At 57.5% G+C, this 16,779-nt stretch carries 16 protein-coding genes and 1 tRNA gene; 5 read left to right on the top strand and 12 right to left on the bottom strand.

The features are described from left to right. The first annotated feature begins 219 nt into the window (after positions 1-219). Complete coding sequence (locus ABH909_RS12840; RefSeq protein WP_429433546.1) at positions 220-5,007, top strand: RHS repeat-associated core domain-containing protein; 4,788 nt, start codon at positions 220-222, stop codon at positions 5,005-5,007. Further along, positions 5,004-5,303, top strand: coding sequence for a hypothetical protein (locus ABH909_RS12835; RefSeq protein ID WP_429433545.1), 300 nt, complete (start codon positions 5,004-5,006; stop codon positions 5,301-5,303). The genes ABH909_RS12840 and ABH909_RS12835 overlap by 4 nt, the downstream gene beginning before the upstream one ends. Before the next feature lie 94 nt (positions 5,304-5,397). Here the strand turns inward: ABH909_RS12835 and ABH909_RS12830 are convergent, their stop codons facing one another. From ABH909_RS12830 to ABH909_RS12790, 9 genes are all read right to left on the bottom strand, one after another. Next, positions 5,398-5,742, bottom strand: coding sequence for a hypothetical protein (locus tag ABH909_RS12830; protein ID WP_429433543.1), 345 nt, complete (start codon positions 5,740-5,742; stop codon positions 5,398-5,400). 100 nt (positions 5,743-5,842) lie between these two features. After that, positions 5,843-6,067: a hypothetical protein gene (locus tag ABH909_RS12825; RefSeq protein WP_063342996.1), complete on the bottom strand. Its 225-nt coding sequence runs from the start codon at positions 6,065-6,067 to the stop codon at positions 5,843-5,845. Positions 6,068-6,175: 108 nt separating this feature from the next. Then, the gene (locus ABH909_RS12820) at positions 6,176-6,346 is read right to left on the bottom strand and encodes a hypothetical protein (RefSeq protein WP_007902135.1); all 171 of its coding nucleotides are present in this window, start codon (positions 6,344-6,346) and stop codon (positions 6,176-6,178) included. Positions 6,347-6,471: 125 nt separating this feature from the next. After that, positions 6,472-6,897, bottom strand: a complete 426-nt coding sequence (locus ABH909_RS12815) for a glycine zipper domain-containing protein (RefSeq protein ID WP_429433542.1) — start codon at positions 6,895-6,897, stop codon at positions 6,472-6,474. A gap of 187 nt (positions 6,898-7,084) precedes the next feature. Next, positions 7,085-7,450: a hypothetical protein gene (locus ABH909_RS12810; RefSeq protein WP_007902140.1), complete on the bottom strand. Its 366-nt coding sequence runs from the start codon at positions 7,448-7,450 to the stop codon at positions 7,085-7,087. Positions 7,451-7,786: 336 nt separating this feature from the next. After that, a complete protein-coding gene (locus ABH909_RS12805) occupies positions 7,787-7,981 on the bottom strand; it encodes a hypothetical protein (RefSeq protein WP_429433540.1) in 195 nt (64 codons plus the stop codon). A 143-nt stretch (positions 7,982-8,124) separates the two neighbouring features. Further along, positions 8,125-8,445 (bottom strand): YbjQ family protein, encoded by a 321-nt coding sequence (locus tag ABH909_RS12800; protein WP_429439868.1) that lies wholly within the window; start codon positions 8,443-8,445, stop codon positions 8,125-8,127. Between the two features lie 68 nt (positions 8,446-8,513). Continuing rightward, positions 8,514-8,696, bottom strand: coding sequence for a hypothetical protein (locus tag ABH909_RS12795; RefSeq protein WP_429439865.1), 183 nt, complete (start codon positions 8,694-8,696; stop codon positions 8,514-8,516). Between the two features lie 333 nt (positions 8,697-9,029). Beyond that, positions 9,030-9,119, bottom strand: a tRNA-Ser gene (locus tag ABH909_RS12790). A 307-nt stretch (positions 9,120-9,426) separates the two neighbouring features. On the opposite strand from ABH909_RS12790, the gene ABH909_RS12785 reads away from it, so the two are divergent. From ABH909_RS12785 to ABH909_RS12775, 3 genes are all read left to right on the top strand, one after another. After that, entirely contained in the window at positions 9,427-10,116 is a 690-nt protein-coding gene (locus ABH909_RS12785; protein ID WP_123496361.1) for a crotonase/enoyl-CoA hydratase family protein, read from the top strand. A 212-nt stretch (positions 10,117-10,328) separates the two neighbouring features. Next, positions 10,329-11,051: a lysophospholipid acyltransferase family protein gene (locus ABH909_RS12780; protein WP_008073003.1), complete on the top strand. Its 723-nt coding sequence runs from the start codon at positions 10,329-10,331 to the stop codon at positions 11,049-11,051. Positions 11,052-11,194: 143 nt separating this feature from the next. Continuing rightward, positions 11,195-12,166, top strand: coding sequence for a magnesium and cobalt transport protein CorA (locus ABH909_RS12775; protein ID WP_429433538.1), 972 nt, complete (start codon positions 11,195-11,197; stop codon positions 12,164-12,166). 114 nt (positions 12,167-12,280) lie between these two features. On the opposite strand, the gene ABH909_RS12770 is transcribed toward ABH909_RS12775, so the two are convergent. The 3 genes from ABH909_RS12770 to ABH909_RS12760 form a co-directional block, all read right to left on the bottom strand. Further along, positions 12,281-13,015 (bottom strand): amidotransferase, encoded by a 735-nt coding sequence (locus ABH909_RS12770; RefSeq protein ID WP_429433536.1) that lies wholly within the window; start codon positions 13,013-13,015, stop codon positions 12,281-12,283. Between the two features lie 94 nt (positions 13,016-13,109). Then, positions 13,110-15,254, bottom strand: a complete 2,145-nt coding sequence (locus ABH909_RS12765; protein ID WP_429433534.1) for a 3-hydroxyacyl-CoA dehydrogenase NAD-binding domain-containing protein — start codon at positions 15,252-15,254, stop codon at positions 13,110-13,112. A gap of 30 nt (positions 15,255-15,284) precedes the next feature. Beyond that, positions 15,285-16,490: an acetyl-CoA C-acetyltransferase gene (locus ABH909_RS12760; RefSeq protein WP_429433532.1), complete on the bottom strand. Its 1,206-nt coding sequence runs from the start codon at positions 16,488-16,490 to the stop codon at positions 15,285-15,287. Between the last annotated feature and the right edge of the window lie 289 nt (positions 16,491-16,779).

The raw sequence follows: 16,779 nt of genomic DNA, 5'->3' as shown, positions 1-16,779 counted from the left end.
GCACGCCGGGGTCGTGATGGATTAAAGGGTTCAGCAGCATAGCGAGCGCGGTTGGCAGAGAGCAACGGGCAATGCCTGGCGGACACAAAAAACTGTGTCGGGACGCCCGCGATGATTTAGCGATTTCCCCTACACCAAACACCTCCTTTCCCGACTTCTTTTCTCGTTGATCCCCCGCAAAGTCCTGCGCTCCAGATTAATCAGCGCGAGGGACTGCGAATGTTCGAACCTGACAAGGTCCTGGCCTTGAACAATGCGATCGGCTTGCTAGTGGTCGCCGCCATGAACCCCGAGCAGCCGGACGTCGAAGCGTTGCTCGGTGATTTTCGACTCTGCCTCAACGACTACGAAGCCTGGGCGGAAAACTTCTGGACCGGTGGGGCACTGAATGTCGAGCAGGTGTTCAAGGTCGGCAACGAAGTCCGGCTCAGCGCCCCGAAGCACTCCACCACTCCTGTCAGTTCAACCCTCGCCATGTGCCCTGCCAGTGGTCCGTTGACCCTGGTTCATATGTTTGAGGCCGCACGTTTTGTGCCGATCGGCAATACGCCGGTGATGCTTGAACCGGTTATCTCGCAGCCTAATGGTGAACTGACGTTTGGGAAGCCCATCCACGAAACCATCGGCTCCAGCGGCATCCTCGAAATCCCCGACTGCTGGCGCGGCCAGCGTTATCGCATCACCTTCTTTCCCAACGTCGGCGCTGATCACGTCAAAGCGCTCTATGCCTCCTATCAAGGCGTGATCGGCGAGCTGGAAGGCTGGTTGCGCAATGAGTGGTCGAGCGAGTTCGAGCCTTTATGGGCAGGTTTTTCCCAGGCGACCTTCACTCAGCGCTACGGCCTGCTGCAACAGGCCGACTGGCGCGGCCTCGAGCGTGCGCTGCAGGGTTTATGGGATGACGTGAAGCAGGTCTACGCCCTGCTGGCAGATCTGCAAGCCAACAGCGAAAAACTCCTTGAGTATCTGACTCAAGGCGAGCTCGATACGCTGCTCAATGCCTCGGCTGAAGCCATTGCCAATGTGTTGCTGATGTTGAGCGATGAGCCATTGATGTTCATCCATCTCGCCGCCTTCATCAGTTGGATGAAGATGTTGCCGCCGCAGCACATCGCGGAAGTCGTGGCGCAAATTCGCACAGAACTATTGATCAGTTTCCTGCTGGTGCGCCTCACCGGCCCTACGGGCCTGAAGCTCGGCATGAGCGCCAAAGTACTGGACAAGATCGAGTCCCGGCAGGCGCGACAGTGGTTGGCGGCGGCCAGTTTGCGACTGGCCGAACTAACGGCCAGATCGGACCTGACAGCCCACGCTGGCGCGCTCAAACCGCTCGTGGTCAGCGCGCGAAATGCACCGCTGAAACCTGCACCGACGGTTCCGCTACAGATCCATGCCGGCGATTCTCCTGTTGTACAGGTGAACAACCCGGTTGCCATCGCACGTGACAAGTCCAACGCCATGACCCGGCTGGGGCGTCACGAACCTCACGACGATGCATCGAGTCAGGCGAAAAACCCCAACGGCGACAGCGCCGATTGCGCGGCGCTGACTTGCACCAACGGCTGCCCGGTGTCGATGGTCACCGGGGAAGAGCTGCTGACCCTGACCGATGGCTCGCTGGACGGGCTGCTGCCGTTTGCCTTTACACGGTTGTATCGCACCAGCGCGGCGGAGGTCGATTGCGGGCTGGGCTGGGGCTGGAGCCATTCGCTGGCACAGCGATTGGAGCTGGATGATGAACAAGTCGTCTGGATCGACCATGAAAACCGTCGCACCACCTTTCCATTGCCGAGCGTCGAACGCCCGGCGATTCATAACAGCCTGTCGCGGGCAGCGATTTACCTTGGGAATGAGTCGCAAGAGTTGATTCTCGCGTTGGCCGGCGAGACGAGCCGGTTCTATCACTTTCGAGAGGGTCGCTTGATGGCGATCAGCGACGCCTACGACAACCGCCTCCACATCACTCGCGACCGTCAGCATCGCATTCAGCGCCTCGATAACGGCGCCGGTCGTTCCCTGCTGTTGTGCTACGAGCGCAGGCACCTCGTCGCCATTGAATATCAGTCGCTTCATCCCACCGATGCCGTGGATGAAGCCTGGCGTACAGAACAGACGCTGGTTTTCTACCGCTACGACGCCCGCCAACGCTTGATCGAAGCGACCAACGCCGCTGGTGAAAGCGAGCGTTACGATTACGACGATCAGCACGTGATTTTGCAGCGTCAACTGGCCGGTGGCGCGAGTTTCTTCTGGGAATGGGAAAGGTCCGGCAAGGCCGCGCGATGCGTGCGGCATTGGGCGTCGTTTTCCCAGATGGACACGCGTTACATCTGGGACGACCAGGGCAGCGTCACCGTCCAGAACCTCGATGGCAGCGAAGAGGTTTATGCCCACGATGATCGGGCGCGGCTGGTGCGCCGGGTCGCGCTGGATGGCGGCGAACAGCTCAAGGTCTACGATGAACAGGGCCGGTTGGTAGCCGAGCAGGATCCGCTCGGGGCGGTCACTGAATACCGTTACGACGACGTCGGACGGCTGGTGGCGCTGGTTCCGCCGCAAGATGAGCCAACAACCTACGAATACCGCAATGGTTTCCTGCACGCGCGCTATCGCGGCAAGGTGGTGTGGAAGTATCAGCGCAATGCCCAGGGAGATGTCACCGAGGCCGTCGATCCGGATGGCCAGGTCACCCATTATCACTACGATGTGCAGGGGCGTTTGCTGTCGATCCGCTTCCCGGACAACAGCCGGCATGTCTTCATCTGGAACGGGCTGGGACAACTACTCGAAGAGACCTTGCCCGACGGTAGCCAGCGGCGCTTTTCCTACGACGCACTGGGCCGAAGGATTACCCGTCAGGACGAACACGGTGCGCTCACTCAGTACCAATGGGATGCCGTCGGCCGACTGGTTCAGGCGACGCTTCCCACCGGCGCCAGCCGCGCTTACTGTTACAACGCCTACGGCAAGATCACCGCCGAGTGCGATGAACTGGGCCGCGTCACTCGCTATGAATATGCCGACGATTTGCACCTGGTCAGTCGGCGGATCAATCCCGATGGCACGCAACTGCGTTATCGCTACGACAACGCGCAGCTGTCGCTGACAGAAATTGAAAACGAATCCGGCGAAAAATATCGCCTGGATTACACGCCCGGCGGATTGATCCGACAGGAAACCGGCTTCGACGGCCGCCGCACCTCCTACAGCTACGATCTCAACGGCCACCTGCAGGAGAAAACCGAGTTCAGTGATGATGACTCACAGCTGATCACCGGCTATCAGCGGGACTCGGCTGGACGTCTGTTGGTCAAGACCCTGCCCGATGGCATCCAGGTTCGATATCGCTACGACTCACTGGGCCGACTGCTTAGTGTCGATGATGGCCACGACCATCCGCTGGAATTCGAATACGACGCCCGGGATCGGCTGATCACCGAGCACCAAGGTTGGGGCACCTTGCGTTATCGCTACGACGCTTGCGGTCGTCTCAACCACCTGCGCCTGCCGGACAACAGCAAACTCGATTATCACCATGCCAAAGGTGGCGCCCTGACGGGTATCGATCTCAACGGCGCCCGACTCACCACCCATCAGTTTGCACTCGGCCGCGAGCAGCAACGCCAACAAGGTCAGCTCACCAGGGAATACTCCTACGACGATCAGGGCCGACTGAAGGCCCACGCCGTCAGCCACCAGCAACAAGCGCTCTACCGTCGCGATTATGCCTACAGCGCCAACGGCAATCTCGACCATATTGCCGACACCCGCCATGACCAGCGCAGCTATCAGTACGATTCGCTCGATCGACTGATCCGCGTCCGTCACTCTCGCGATCAGCCACCGGAAAGCTTCGCCCACGACCCGGCCGGCAACCTCCTGATGCAGGACCGGTCCGGCCCGGCCACCGTCAAAGGCAACCGCCTGTTGATGCAGGGCGACTGCCACTTCGATTACGACGCTTTCGGCAACCTGATCCGCGAACGTCGCGGCACCACACAAAAACTCGTCACCGAGTACCGCTATGATGGCCAGCATCGACTGATCGGTGTCACGTTGCCGGACAGTCGTTGCGTGAGTTATCGCTACGACGCCTTCGGCCGCCGAATCAGCAAAACCGTCGAGGGCAAAACCACCGAATTCTTCTGGCAAGGCGACCACCTCGTCGCCGAACACAGCCAGGATCACCATCGAAGCTACATCTACGAACCTGGCAGCTTCCGCCCACTGGCCATGCTCGACGGCAAAGGCCCGCGCAAGGCCTGCCCGTTCTACTACCAACTCGACCACCTCGGCACGCCGCAAGAACTCACCGACTACAGCGGCGACATCATCTGGGCCGCCCGATACACCGCCTATGGCCGCCTCACCCGCCTCAACCGCGACACCTATCAAGTCCTCGATCAGCCGCTGCGCTTTCAAGGCCAGTATTTCGATGCCGAAACCGGCCTGCATTACAACCGCCACCGCTACTACAATCCGGACATCGGACGGTACCTGACGCCAGACCCGAGCAAGTTGGCGGGTGGGTTAAACGGGTATCAGTACACGCGCAATCCGACGGGCTGGGTTGATCCGTTGGGGTTGAGTGTTTGTCCGGGAGGGGATGGGTGTAAGAAGCCGTCGTTTGAGGATGAGGATCCGGCGGGTAAGGTGGGGGTTGATGAGGGGGAGGCTAAACTTCCATTTCCAGAAAAAGTCGACTGGACACCACACGGTTACAAGCACAGCCCGTCAAAAAACATGACTTGGAAGGAAACGATAAACTCAACCAAGTCAGGTCCCGCCAAGTACAAGCAAGGAGTCGACATTGAAAGAATGGAACGAGAAGCTTATAAAAATGGCGTCCCTGCAACCAATGGTAAACCTTGGAAAATCAGAGAGTACGAGACCGTCATTGGTGCGAGCGAAGGAAAGCCAAGTTGCTGGATACGCCTAGAACTAAGCGCCAGAACGATTCATGGACATCCGATTTCGGAAATCGAATTCAGGAGATTGACGAAGTGATTGACCTAACATTTATCAAAGGAAAAATCGTTCACGACGATCTTTCCCCACTGCAAAATATCGATCCCGCCAATCAGATCGACTCACTCAAAGAAGACATGCTGCAAGTAGAGTATCCGGGGGCGTTTTTGTTAGATATTGGCTGGTATCCCTCATTCGACATCACCGGCTCATTTCAAATTAGAGCCATTAAGGACTATGACTGGGATACACCACTATTTTTTGCAAAGGCCGAAACCACTCAGTTACTAATAAAGGAAATGATGGTTGCGCAAAATCTCATCAATAAAGATTAATAATCCAATCGTCTCTGTTACCTGGGATCCGATCACCTATCCCACGAAAAGCCCAGCACATAGCTGGGCTTCTAATCATAAATAACGAGGAGCCCTAACTACCCGAACCATCCGTTTCTTCCCCAGTACTCCCCCCAAAACCACCTGATTCTCCAGACCCACTTCCAGAACCACTCCCCATCGAACTTCCACCGCTCATCGACCCACTTCCCTCCCCCGGGCTGGTGCTACTCCCGCTGGCATCACCACCATTCCCACCACCAATGGTGTCCGGTGGTGGCACCTTCCCATCCGAGGCGCCCGCATTCATTTCCGAATAAGGCGGCATCCCGCCCTTGTCGACCGGCGCATCGCGGCCAGAAGATTGAGCAAACGCCGCCAATGAACTGATCGACAATAAGCCAACCACCGTCAGCGTCGTCAGTTTTGACCTGATCATGGCGCACCTCCTTAAAAAGTGCTTTACCTGATGTCTGGCAGCATTCGCTTTTTAAAGGTGCCACGCAATCGACGAGCGGCGATGGACCACTGCTCAGGTTTCAGCTCGGTTCTCCTGATAGATCGTCGCCGGCGATGTCCGGATCATCGGGATGGGCTTCCACATCCCCGCGTTTCACATCATCGGTATCGGTGGGCACCTGCTCCACGCCGGTGTCGTCATCGTCGGGCGGGCGCTGGTCGCGACTCAGGGAGTCGGTGGGTGAAGGCAGCGGGTATTCGGGGGTATCGTCGTCGATATCGGAGTCTTTTGGATCAGCGTTCATAACGCACCTCTCAATGGACCTGAAAAGCAGATCCTGACATTTCGAGGACAACACCCTAGACGCGGTTCGATCAGAAGGACGATCGGTCGGCCTGGCCGCAAAGCACGATCACTCGTCATCTTCCTCGTCGTATTCGTCGTACTCGCAATTGCCCACATCGCCTGCGTCATCGGCATCGTTGAGCGGCACCGTGGCGTCGTCCATCAGAGACCCTGGATCTTCGTTGCCAGGATCGTTGATCGGACCTTCATCTTCCATGCCTTCGGTTTCCGGAGTCATGACCTGCCTCACAACGTTCAGGGGTGTATTAGTTCGAGGCGTCCTGCGGGCAAACGTTCCAGAGTCCTGGTGACAGAAGCGAAAAACCCGGCGCTGGGCCGGGTTTCTTGTCACTCGATATCGAGTTAACGATGTTTGTACTTATTTTTATGCTTGTGTTTGTGTTTGCCACCGCCGGAATGCGAGCTGTCATTGTCATTACCCAGGTTACTGCCCACCGCGCCACCGGCTGCACCGCCCACGCCAGCGCCAATGGTCGAACCGGTGGAGCCGCCCAGACTATTGCCGATCACCGAACCGCCCGCCGCGCCGATACCGCCGCCAACAGCCGCTTCTGTTCGACTGCCCTTGCGCGCACCGACCGCGCTGCCCGCCGCACCACCGACGCCAGCACCAACCGCTGCTCCGGTGCTGCCGCCTAGTTGACCGCCGACCACGTTACCCAACGCGCCGCCAAGACCACCGCCCACTGCAGCGGTGCCGTCGCCGGCAGCCATCGCACCCTGAGCAACCAAAAGTCCAAAAACCATCGTGGACAATGTCAAACGCATGATATGAACCTCTAATTTCCGCATCGGGGGAAGATCGTGCCGCGGATAGGCATCAGTCTGGCATCTGCGTTTGTAGAACAGCGAATCAGATACCGACTGTAAGAGCTTTGAGCCACGTACTGTAGAAACGTTCCAAAACGAAGAAGCCCGGCATTGAGCCGGGCTTCTTCAGCGGATCGTCTTGGGATCAGTGGCCTTTTTTGGACAGGTTGCTGCCCACGCCGCCGCCCAATGCACCGCCCAGGCCGGCACCGATGGTGGAGCCAGTCTTGCCACCCAGGCTGTTGCCGATCACTGAACCGCCTGCCGCGCCGACACCGCCGCCGATGGCCGCTTTGGTGCGGCTGCCTTTGCGTGCTGCAACCGCGCTGCCAGCTGCGCCCGCTACGCCGGCACCAATCGCTGCACCTGTGCTGCCGCCCATTTTCTGACCGACTACATTACCCAGTGCGCCACCCAGACCACCACCAAGTGCAGCAGTGCCATCACCGGCAGCCATCGCACCTTGAGCAACCAAAAGGCCCAGAACCAGAGCAGGCAGTGTCAAACGCATAACGAGAACCTCAAAAATAGGGGGAAACCGAAAGGCCGGAGATTGAATGCTTTAGAGGAGGCAAAGTCCAGACACAAACACGGAACAACCTCGCCATTGGCGACGGTTGGACAGCATTTGTGGAAAAGGTTTTATGACAGGCAAAAAAAAGCCCGCTGGGGAGACGGGCCAGGGTACTGCTTTCTAACGGATGAGCTGAGACTACGCAGGAAGGTGTGAAAAGATTGTGAAAAAATTCGCAATATTGCAGAACATTTCTGCGCATTGCCGCAAGCACGCTTTCACCCTTCAATAACAAGAAACCCCGCTCAATGGCGGGGCTCTACGCGTCACTGTTTACTTCTTGGAAGACACACGCAGCCTGGGCATGAATTTCGATTTCGGCCCCCGAGTTCGAGGCACCGTAGATTTGATTTTGTTGATTTTGATACGGTCTTCACCGAAGCTCGGCACATAGTCGGTCTGACCACATTGCACGCAATTATTGATTGGAAACTCCGCCCCGTCGTCTTCGATATACGGCTCAGTCATATCTTCGCTCCTCTCCACGGGTCGATACCGGCAAGCCCTATTTGCCTGAAAAATATCGACCACCCAGGATTTTGAGACTAGTTGGTCATTCCCGGACTTGTGATTCAGATTGTTACATGACCGACGAATGGCGGCGCAGCCTCCTACTTCAGCTTCACCGCTGTCCCCGTCACAAACACCACCACCATTCCACCCTTACCGGCCGGCATGCTGATCTCATAATCGAGCCCTACCACCGCATCCGCCTGAAGCGCTCGCGCCCGCTCCTTGATCTCATCGGTCGCCTGAATCCTTGCATCCTTCAATGCTCGCTCCAACGTTTGAGAGCGCCCACCGAAAAAATCCCGCATGCCAGCGAACAGATCGCGGATCACATTGACCCCCTGCACCGACTCGGCGCTGACGATGTCCAGGTAAGCGGTGATTTGCCGGCCTTCGATCGTGTGGGTTGTGGTGGTGATCATGAGATTTCCTTTTTCATAGAGGCACGCATCATTCCCCAGCGCGGAAATGATGAACACAAAAAGCTCGCCTAGAGCAGCTTGATTACCACAGCAGTAACGGTAGCTACCGTACCAATCAATCCAGCAGCAACCGCCACTGGATACCAAAAGGTTTCACGGGTCATCTTGCCGGCCTCGGCGTTCAGCTTGCGCTGTTCAGCGATCAGTTTGACGATCTCCACATGAACCTTTTCCAGCTCCGCCTGTTTCATGGTCATTTCCTGCATAACGCGCGAATGTCCCTTCTGGATAATGGGGGTGGCGTCATTTGCGCTGCCCTTTGATTCATTTTGCACTTTGAATGAGCAAAACAAATACCCCTTCCCAAGATGGCCCAGATGAGGTGCTGGAACCAATGGAAGCACCTAAACGCCTGGCTTTCCAGCATTACTTCCCACACGCTTGGCACTTGTCCTACATCATTTTCGGATGCGTCTATGCTGATACATCCGGGGCAATTCCGTCGCGAGGCATGAAATCCAGACACCAGAAACAACAAAACCCCTGACTTCTCTCGAAATCAGGGGTTTTGTGTACATCGAATTTGGCGGTGAAGGAGAGATTCGAACTCTCGATACAGTTTCCTGTATACACACTTTCCAGGCGTGCTCCTTAAGCCACTCGGACACTTCACCGTATCTCGTCAAACATGTTCTGTCTGTCGAGGCGCGCTAATGTAGTCGAAAGCTTTTCTGATGGCAAACTTTTTTTGCAGAATTTTCATGCGGTTAGCGATTTAGTCGTTCCGCTGGGTGCCGTGCCATGGCAAACCCGCCAATCTTCGGCTTCGCGTCCTCTTCTATATAGAGGGGAATGCGCGGCTGGCGTGGCCGGCAGCGCTTGCCGAGCGGGGAAAAGGGTGACCGGGTGGTCAGTCACGGCGCTTTACCTGGCCTACGGCGGTGGGTAACGTCAGCCTACTTTATTAGAAGGATTGGCGTCATGAGTGAGTTGATTTCCTACCATCTCGAAGACGGTATCGCGACCCTGACCTTGAGCAATGGCAAGGTCAATGCCATCTCACCAGATGTGATTGTTGCGTTTAACGCTGCGCTGGATCGGGCAGTGGCGGATCGGGCGGTGGTGATCATTACCAGTCAGCCGGGCATTTTTTCCGGTGGTTATGACTTGAAGGTAATGACGGCCGGCCCTAAAGAGGCGATTGCACTGGTGGCTGCCGGTTCGACGCTGGCTCGTCGCCTGCTGTCGCACCCCTTCCCGGTGGTCGTGGCGTGTCCTGGTCATGCGGTGGCCAAGGGTGCGTTTATTTTGTTGTCGGCTGACTACCGCATTGGTGTCGACGGCCCGTTCAGCATTGGTCTGAATGAAGTGCAGATCGGCATGACCATGCACCATGCCGGTATTGAGCTGGCGCGTGATCGTCTGCGCAAGTCGGCGTTCCATCGCGCGGTGATCAATGCCGAGATGTTCAATCCGCAGAGTGCTGTGGATGCCGGTTTCCTTGATCTGGTGGTGTCGGCCGAAGAACTGCAAGGCGCAGCGCTCGCGGCGGCTCGTCAGTTGAAGAAACTCAATATGACCGCCCACAAAAACACCAAGCTGAAGGTGCGCAAGGCACTGCTGGAGACGCTGGACAACGCGATCATCCTGGATCAAGAGCATATGGGTTAAGCCCGAACGCACTGTACGAAAAGCCCGACCGTCGTGTCGGGCTTTTTCTTGTCCGCTTGGTTTAGAACCTTACAACCGCTCTAGACCGCATCTGACCAATAAGTCTAAAACAGGCACTCAAATATCGGCTATCTCCCACTTCTATAGCGGCAATTGCCGAAAACAGTGCACATCCGTACACTGCGCCACCTTTTGTTCCGGTGGGCCTTTAAATGCTGTTTGTGTTTCGTATGTTATTGATGGGCTTGCACTTTATTCTGGCCGGTATGCTTGGAGTGATTCTCGGACTGTGCCGGCCTTTCAATCCGGACAACAGCCGTTTATGCGCGCGTCTGTATGCGTGGCCGGCGATGTGCATTCTGCGTTTGCGAGTTAAGGCCGACGTCGGGCCGTTGATGGATAAGCCTGACAGTTGCGTGATCATTGCCAACCACCAGTCCAACTACGATCTGTTTGTGTTCGGCAACGTGGTGCCCCGCCGCACCGTGTGCATTGGCAAGAAGAGCCTGAAGTGGGTGCCTTTGTTCGGGCAGTTGTTCTGGCTGGCCGGCAATGTGTTGATTGATCGCGGCAATGCGCACAAGGCACGCCAGTCGATGCTGACCACGACTCGCACTTTGCAGCATGAAGACACCTCGATCTGGGTTTTCCCCGAAGGCACGCGCAACCTTGGCGAAGAGCTGCTGCCATTCAAGAAAGGCGCGTTCCAGATGGCGATTGCCGCGGGCGTGCCGATTGTTCCGGTGTGTGTCAGCAGTTACGTCAAGCACATGCGATTGAACCGTTGGCGCAGTGGGAAAATTCTGATCCGTTCGCTGCCGGCGATTCCTACGGCTGGACTGAGTCTGGATGACATGCCGATGCTGATCGCCCAGTGCCGTGAGCAGATGCGCGAATGCATCGACTCGATGGATCGGCAACTGCAGGCCGCCTGAAAGAAACCCGCCCTGTGCGGGTTTTCTTTGCCTGCGAACTCTACAGATTTTGCTGACTCTGAAGCAGCAGACAAGGTTAAGCTGAATCCTGCTTGCCACTGCATTTTTGCTAAAAAAGCGCTAATAAGAAGTGAATCAAAATCATGGGTAGAGTCGTTGCTGCTGCGGTTTACAGTGCCGGTAAGAAGGTCACCAATATCACGCTCGATGAAGGCGCTGCCTGGGCTGCCAAGCCTGGCCACTTTGTCTGGATTGGTCTGGAAGAACCGAACGCCGAAGAGCTGTTCAATCTGCAACGTCAGTTCAACCTGCATGAACTGGCGATCGAAGACGCCCTGGAAAAACACAGCCGACCGAAGCTGGAAACGTTCGGCGACGCGCTGTTTATCGTGACGTATTCGCCGGTCCGCAGTGAAGGAAAACTAGAGTTCATCGAGACTCATATCTTCGCCGGAAAAGGCTACATCATTACCGCACGCAATGGTCATTCAGCGTCCTACGCCTATGTCCGACAGCGTTGTGAGGCGCGGCCGCTGCTGCTGGAGCACGGGGAAGATTTCGTCCTCTATGCCATCCTCGACTTCGTGATTGAAAACTACCAGCCCGTGGGTGAAGCGATCCATGCCGAGATCGATGCGCTGGAACACAACGTCATGCGCAGCTCTTTGAACGAGCATGACATCCAGAAACTCCACAGCCTGCGCCGCGATGTATTGCGCTTGCGCCGGTATGCGGCACCCATGGTGGAAATCGGTGAAGAACTGCAGAAGCTGAACTTTCCATTCATCGACAAGAACATGCGCCCGTATTTCCGCGATGTGCAGATTCATGTCACGCGGCAGATGGAAGACCTGATGACTCTGGCAGACATTGCCAGCCAGACTATTGAGGTGGGCGTTTTGCTGGAGGCTTCACGGCAGAGCGTGGTGCAGCGCAAGTTTGCAGCGTGGGCGGCGATTCTGGCGTTCCCGACGGCGGTGGCCGGGATTTACGGGATGAACTTCGAGAACATGCCGGAGCTGACTTGGCATTACGGGTATTTCGGGGTGTTGGGGTTTATTGCAGTGGGGTGTGTGGGTTTGTGGACGAGTTTCAAGCGGTCGGGTTGGTTGTAGAGCCGCCTGTGTTCAGTGAAAACCGGTTGCCCCATTCGCGAGCAAGCCCGCTCCCACACTGAATCTTCGTCGTGACACAGATCCAATGTGGGAGCGGGCTTGCTCGCGAAGCTTTTAGCGTTTGACCGACTCACCTTCAGGCTTGTGCGCCACAAACCGCATCATCCACTCTGCAACGGTCGCGCCGTGATGCTCGTGTTCAAGACTGGCCATACCTTTCGAATAAACCTGCTCGCCCAGCGCCTCCTGACGAATATCCAGCAACGCCCGTGAGTAATCGTGAATGAACTCTGGATGCCCCTGGAAGCACAGCACCTGATCGTTGATGTGGTACGCAGCGAAGGGGCAGAAATCACTCGAAGCAATCACCGTGGCGTTTTCCGGTAGCGCGGTGACCTGATCCTGATGGCTGATCAGCAGCGTCAGCTCTTCTCTCACCGGGTTCATCCATGGCGCCTTGGCCGCGAGTTTGTAGCTATGAGTGCCGACGCCCCACCCCTGGGTCGCCCGCTCACTTTTGCCACCCAACAACAGCGCCAGCAACTGATGACCGAAGCACACACCCAGCAGTTTGTCGCCGCGTTCGTAGCGGTTCAGCAGGTACGTCTTGAGGGTTTCAATCCATGGGTCGGTGCCGAAGGAATCGGCTTTGCTGCCGGTGACCAGATACGCATCAAAAGTCTCGTCATCGCTGGGATAATCACCCTGCATCACGTTGTACACGGTGAACTCGGCAGCGATGGGTTGCTGCGAAAACAGACGCTGGAACATCTGCCCATAACCCTGATATTGATCGACCAGTTCCGGACGCAGGATGTCGGTTTCCAGAATGCAGATGCGTAACGACATAAAAATACCTGACACATGATGGGAATAATGCACACCCCAGAGCCTGCCTTGAAACACGGTGGCAAGGCAAGCCCCGGAACGCGTCATCGGTCCCCTAGAACAGCGCATCTTTGGCGGCTTTCTCCAGCAGCAGCGCAGGTGGTGTGAAGCGCTCGCCGTACTGCTCGGCCAGGTATTGAGCGCGAGCGACAAAGTCTTTCACGCCGTATTGATTGATGAACTGCAGCGCACCGCCGGTCCAGGCCGCGAAGCCGATGCCGAAGATCGAGCCAACGTTGGCATCCGCCGTCGAGGTCAACACGCCCTCTTCCATACAGCGCACAGTTTCGATGGCTTGGACGAACAGCAATCGATCACGTATGTCCTGCGGCGAAATCTGCCCATCGGCCTTCTCGAAGCGGCTTTTCAGCTCCGGCCACAAATGTTTCTGGCCTCCAGCCGGGTAGTCGTAGAAGCCACCTCCAGCGGCCTTGCCCGGACGCTTGTATTCTTTGAGCAGCAAGTCAATCACGGCGAACGCCGGGTGCTCAATCAGCCGTTTCCCTTCCGCTTGCAGGTCTTTGGCGGTTTGTTCGCGGATATGGCTCATGAGGCTGAGGGAAACTTCGTCGGAAATCGCCAGAGGTCCGACAGGCATGCCGGCCTTGCGCGCTTCGGTCTCGATCATCGGCGCACTTACGCCTTCGCCAAGCATGGCGATGCCTTCGTTGGTGAAGGTGCCGAACACCCGCGAGGTGAAGAAGCCGCGACTGTCGTTGACCACGATCGGGTTTTTCTTGATTTGCAGGACGAAATCGAAACCGCGAGCCAGGGTTTTATCGCTGGTATAGGCACCTTTGATGATTTCCACCAGCGGCATTTTCTCCACGGGACTGAAGAAATGCAGGCCGATGAATTTCGTCTGGTCTGGCACGGCGGTGGCCAGGCTGCTGATCGGCAAGGTCGAGGTATTGGAGGCGATGACCGCATCCGGTCCGACGACGGTTTGCGCCGCTGATGAGACCTTGGCTTTGAGCTCACGATCTTCAAACACTGCTTCAATGATCAGGTCGCAACCGGCCAGATACACATCGTTGTCGGTGACATGGATTCGCGCCAGAATCGCCTCGCGCTGCTCCCGGGTTAACTGACCCCGCGCAACCTTCTTGTCCAGCAATGCCGCCGAATGCGCCTTACCCTTCTCAGCTGCGGTGAGGTTGATGTCTTTGAGCACCACGTCGATGCCGGCCGATGCGCTGACGAATGCAATGCCCGCGCCCATCATCCCGGCGCCGAGCACACCGACTTTTTTCGTCACGTAAGGCGCTATGCCTTGGGGCCGCGAGCCGCCGGCATTGATTTCATTGAGCTGAAACCAGAACGTGCCAATGAGGTTTTTCGACACCTGGCCGGTAGTCAGCTCGGTGAAGTAGCGGGTTTCGATCAGGTGCGCGGTGTCGAAATCCACTTGGGCGCCCTCCACCGCAGCACAGAGAATTTTCTCCGGCGCGGGCAGGCAGCCCTGGGTTTTGCTGCGCAGAATCGATGGCGTGATGGCCAGCATCGGTGCGAGCTTCGGATCCGACGGCGTGCCGCCAGGAATCTGATAACCCTTCACGTCCCAGCGCTGCACAGCGACCGGATGAGCGACAATCCACGCCCGCGCCTTGGCCATCAGTTCATCGCGATCGGCGGCCAACTCGTCGATCAACCGCGCCTGCAACGCCTGTTGCGGCCGGATTTTCTTGCCTTCAAGCAAATACGGCAGAGCTTTTTCGATGCCCAGCATGCGGACCATGCGCACTACCCCGCCGCCGCCCGGCAGCAGGCCAAGAGTGACTTCCGGCAGGCCGAGCAGCACCGATGGGTTGTCCAGCGCGATGCGATGGTGGCACGCCAGGCAGATTTCCCAACCACCACCAAGCGCCGCGCCGTTAATGGCGGCGACCACTGGTTTGCCAAGGGTTTCCAGAGTGCGCAGTTGACCCTTGAGGATCAGCACCATGTCGTAAAAGGCTTTGGCTTCGGGTTTGCCGACCTTGATCAGTTCATTGAGGTCGCCACCGGCGAAGAAGGTCTTCTTGGCCGAGGTGATGATGACGCCGGCAATGGCGTCCTTTTCAGCGACCAATCGGGCGACGCAGGTGGCCATGGCGTCGCGGTAGACCGCGTTCATGGTGTTGGCACTCTGGCCCGGCATGTCGATGGTCAGGACAACGATTTGATCCTGGCCCTTTTCGTAACGGATGGCTTCGTTCATGGCAATTTTCCTTGAGTCGGATTTTCAGGCTCAGAGGCGTTCGATGATGGTGGCAATGCCCATGCCGCCGCCGACACACAAGGTCGCCAGGCCATAGCGCAAGCGCCGGGCTTCCAGTTCATCGAGCAGCGTGCCGAGAATCGCGCAGCCGGTGGCGCCGAGCGGGTGGCCCATGGCGATGGAGCCGCCGTTGACGTTGACCTTGTCCGGGTCGACGGCCATGTCTTTGATGAACTTGAGCACCACCGAGGCGAACGCTTCGTTGACTTCGAACAGGTCGATGTCTTCAACCCGCAGCCCGGCCTTGGCCAGTGCCTTGCGCGTGGCCGGCGCGGGGCCGGTGAGCATGATGGTCGGATCGGTACTGGTGACTGCCGTGGCGACGATTCGCGCTCGTGGCTGCAAGCCCAGCGCCCGGCCCTTCGCTTCGGAGCCGATCAGCATCAACGCCGCGCCATCGACGATCCCGGAACTGTTGCCCGGCGTGTGCACGTGGTTGATCCGCTCGACCTGGCTGTAAACCCGCAACGCCGTGGCGTCGAAGCCCATTTGCCCGATCATGTCGAAGCTCGGCTTGAGTTTGCCCAAACCTTCCATCGTCGAATCGGCCCGAATGAACTCATCGTGATCGAGCAGAATGATGCCGTTCTGGTCCTGCACCGGCACCAGCGACTTTTTGAATGAACCATTCGCCCGCGCCCGCGCCGCCTTCTGCTGGGAGTGCAACGCGAAGGCATCGACGTCCTGACGGCTGAAACCTTCGATTGTGGCGATCAGGTCCGCACCCACGCCCTGAGGCGTGAAGTGGTTGTGCAAATTGGTTTCCGGGTCCAGCGCCCAGGCGCCGCCATCGCTGCCCATGGCCACGCGGGACATCGACTCGACGCCACCGACCACCACCAGGTCTTCGAAGCCGGAACGCACTTTCATCGCGCCGAGGTTCACCGCCTCCAGACCCGACGCGCAGAAGCGATTGAGCTGCATACCGGCCACGCTGACGTCCCAATCGGCCACCTGCGTGGCGGTCTTGGCGATGTCGGAACCCTGATCGCCGATGGGCGTCACGCAGCCGAGCACCACGTCATCGACCTGACTGGTGTCCAGGGACGTGCGCTGCTGCAGCGCCGTCAACAATCCGGCCACCAGATTCACTGGCTTGACGCTGTGCAAGGCGCCATTGGCCTTGCCTTTACCACGGGGCGTGCGTAATGCGTCGAATATCAAAGCCTGGGTCATGACGTCCTCGAACCTGATGGTGAATGAAGATCAAAAGATCAAAAGATCGCAGCCTTCGGCAGCTCCTACAGGGGACCATGTGATCCTGATCTTTATGCACTCACCTTATGCCCAGCAGCCGTGGATTCAATGACCACAGTGCTCATTGACGTTGACCCTCACGCTCAGACGAACGGTAGTCTGCTACCGGATAAACCGATTCCTGTCACCGAGCTGTCTAGCAAACGGGCGCCCAAGAAGCTGGCCATAAGCCTCATGTCTTTTTAGCAGCGAAGAGTGCTAATTCCAT

This window comes from Pseudomonas sp. BS3782 TE3695 (genome assembly GCF_050435305.1).
GTDB lineage: Bacteria > Pseudomonadota > Gammaproteobacteria > Pseudomonadales > Pseudomonadaceae > Aquipseudomonas.
This window is presented reverse-complemented; position numbering and strand designations above follow the sequence as displayed.

Coding starts and splice junctions, on each gene's coding strand:
- ABH909_RS12840 (WP_429433546.1), top strand. CDS start 220: ATGTTCGAACCTGACAAGGTCCTGGCCTTGAACAATGCGATCGGCTTG.
- ABH909_RS12830 (WP_429433543.1), bottom strand. CDS start 5,742: ATGATCAGGTCAAAACTGACGACGCTGACGGTGGTTGGCTTATTGTCG.
- ABH909_RS12825 (WP_063342996.1), bottom strand. CDS start 6,067: ATGAACGCTGATCCAAAAGACTCCGATATCGACGACGATACCCCCGAA.
- ABH909_RS12820 (WP_007902135.1), bottom strand. CDS start 6,346: ATGACTCCGGAAACCGAAGGCATGGAAGATGAAGGTCCGATCAACGAT.
- ABH909_RS12815 (WP_429433542.1), bottom strand. CDS start 6,897: ATGCGTTTGACATTGTCCACGATGGTTTTTGGACTTTTGGTTGCTCAG.
- ABH909_RS12810 (WP_007902140.1), bottom strand. CDS start 7,450: ATGCGTTTGACACTGCCTGCTCTGGTTCTGGGCCTTTTGGTTGCTCAA.
- ABH909_RS12805 (WP_429433540.1), bottom strand. CDS start 7,981: ATGACTGAGCCGTATATCGAAGACGACGGGGCGGAGTTTCCAATCAAT.
- ABH909_RS12800 (WP_429439868.1), bottom strand. CDS start 8,445: ATGATCACCACCACAACCCACACGATCGAAGGCCGGCAAATCACCGCT.
- ABH909_RS12795 (WP_429439865.1), bottom strand. CDS start 8,696: ATGAAACAGGCGGAGCTGGAAAAGGTTCATGTGGAGATCGTCAAACTG.
- ABH909_RS12785 (WP_123496361.1), top strand. CDS start 9,427: ATGAGTGAGTTGATTTCCTACCATCTCGAAGACGGTATCGCGACCCTG.
- ABH909_RS12780 (WP_008073003.1), top strand. CDS start 10,329: ATGCTGTTTGTGTTTCGTATGTTATTGATGGGCTTGCACTTTATTCTG.
- ABH909_RS12775 (WP_429433538.1), top strand. CDS start 11,195: ATGGGTAGAGTCGTTGCTGCTGCGGTTTACAGTGCCGGTAAGAAGGTC.
- ABH909_RS12770 (WP_429433536.1), bottom strand. CDS start 13,015: ATGTCGTTACGCATCTGCATTCTGGAAACCGACATCCTGCGTCCGGAA.
- ABH909_RS12765 (WP_429433534.1), bottom strand. CDS start 15,254: ATGAACGAAGCCATCCGTTACGAAAAGGGCCAGGATCAAATCGTTGTC.
- ABH909_RS12760 (WP_429433532.1), bottom strand. CDS start 16,490: ATGACCCAGGCTTTGATATTCGACGCATTACGCACGCCCCGTGGTAAA.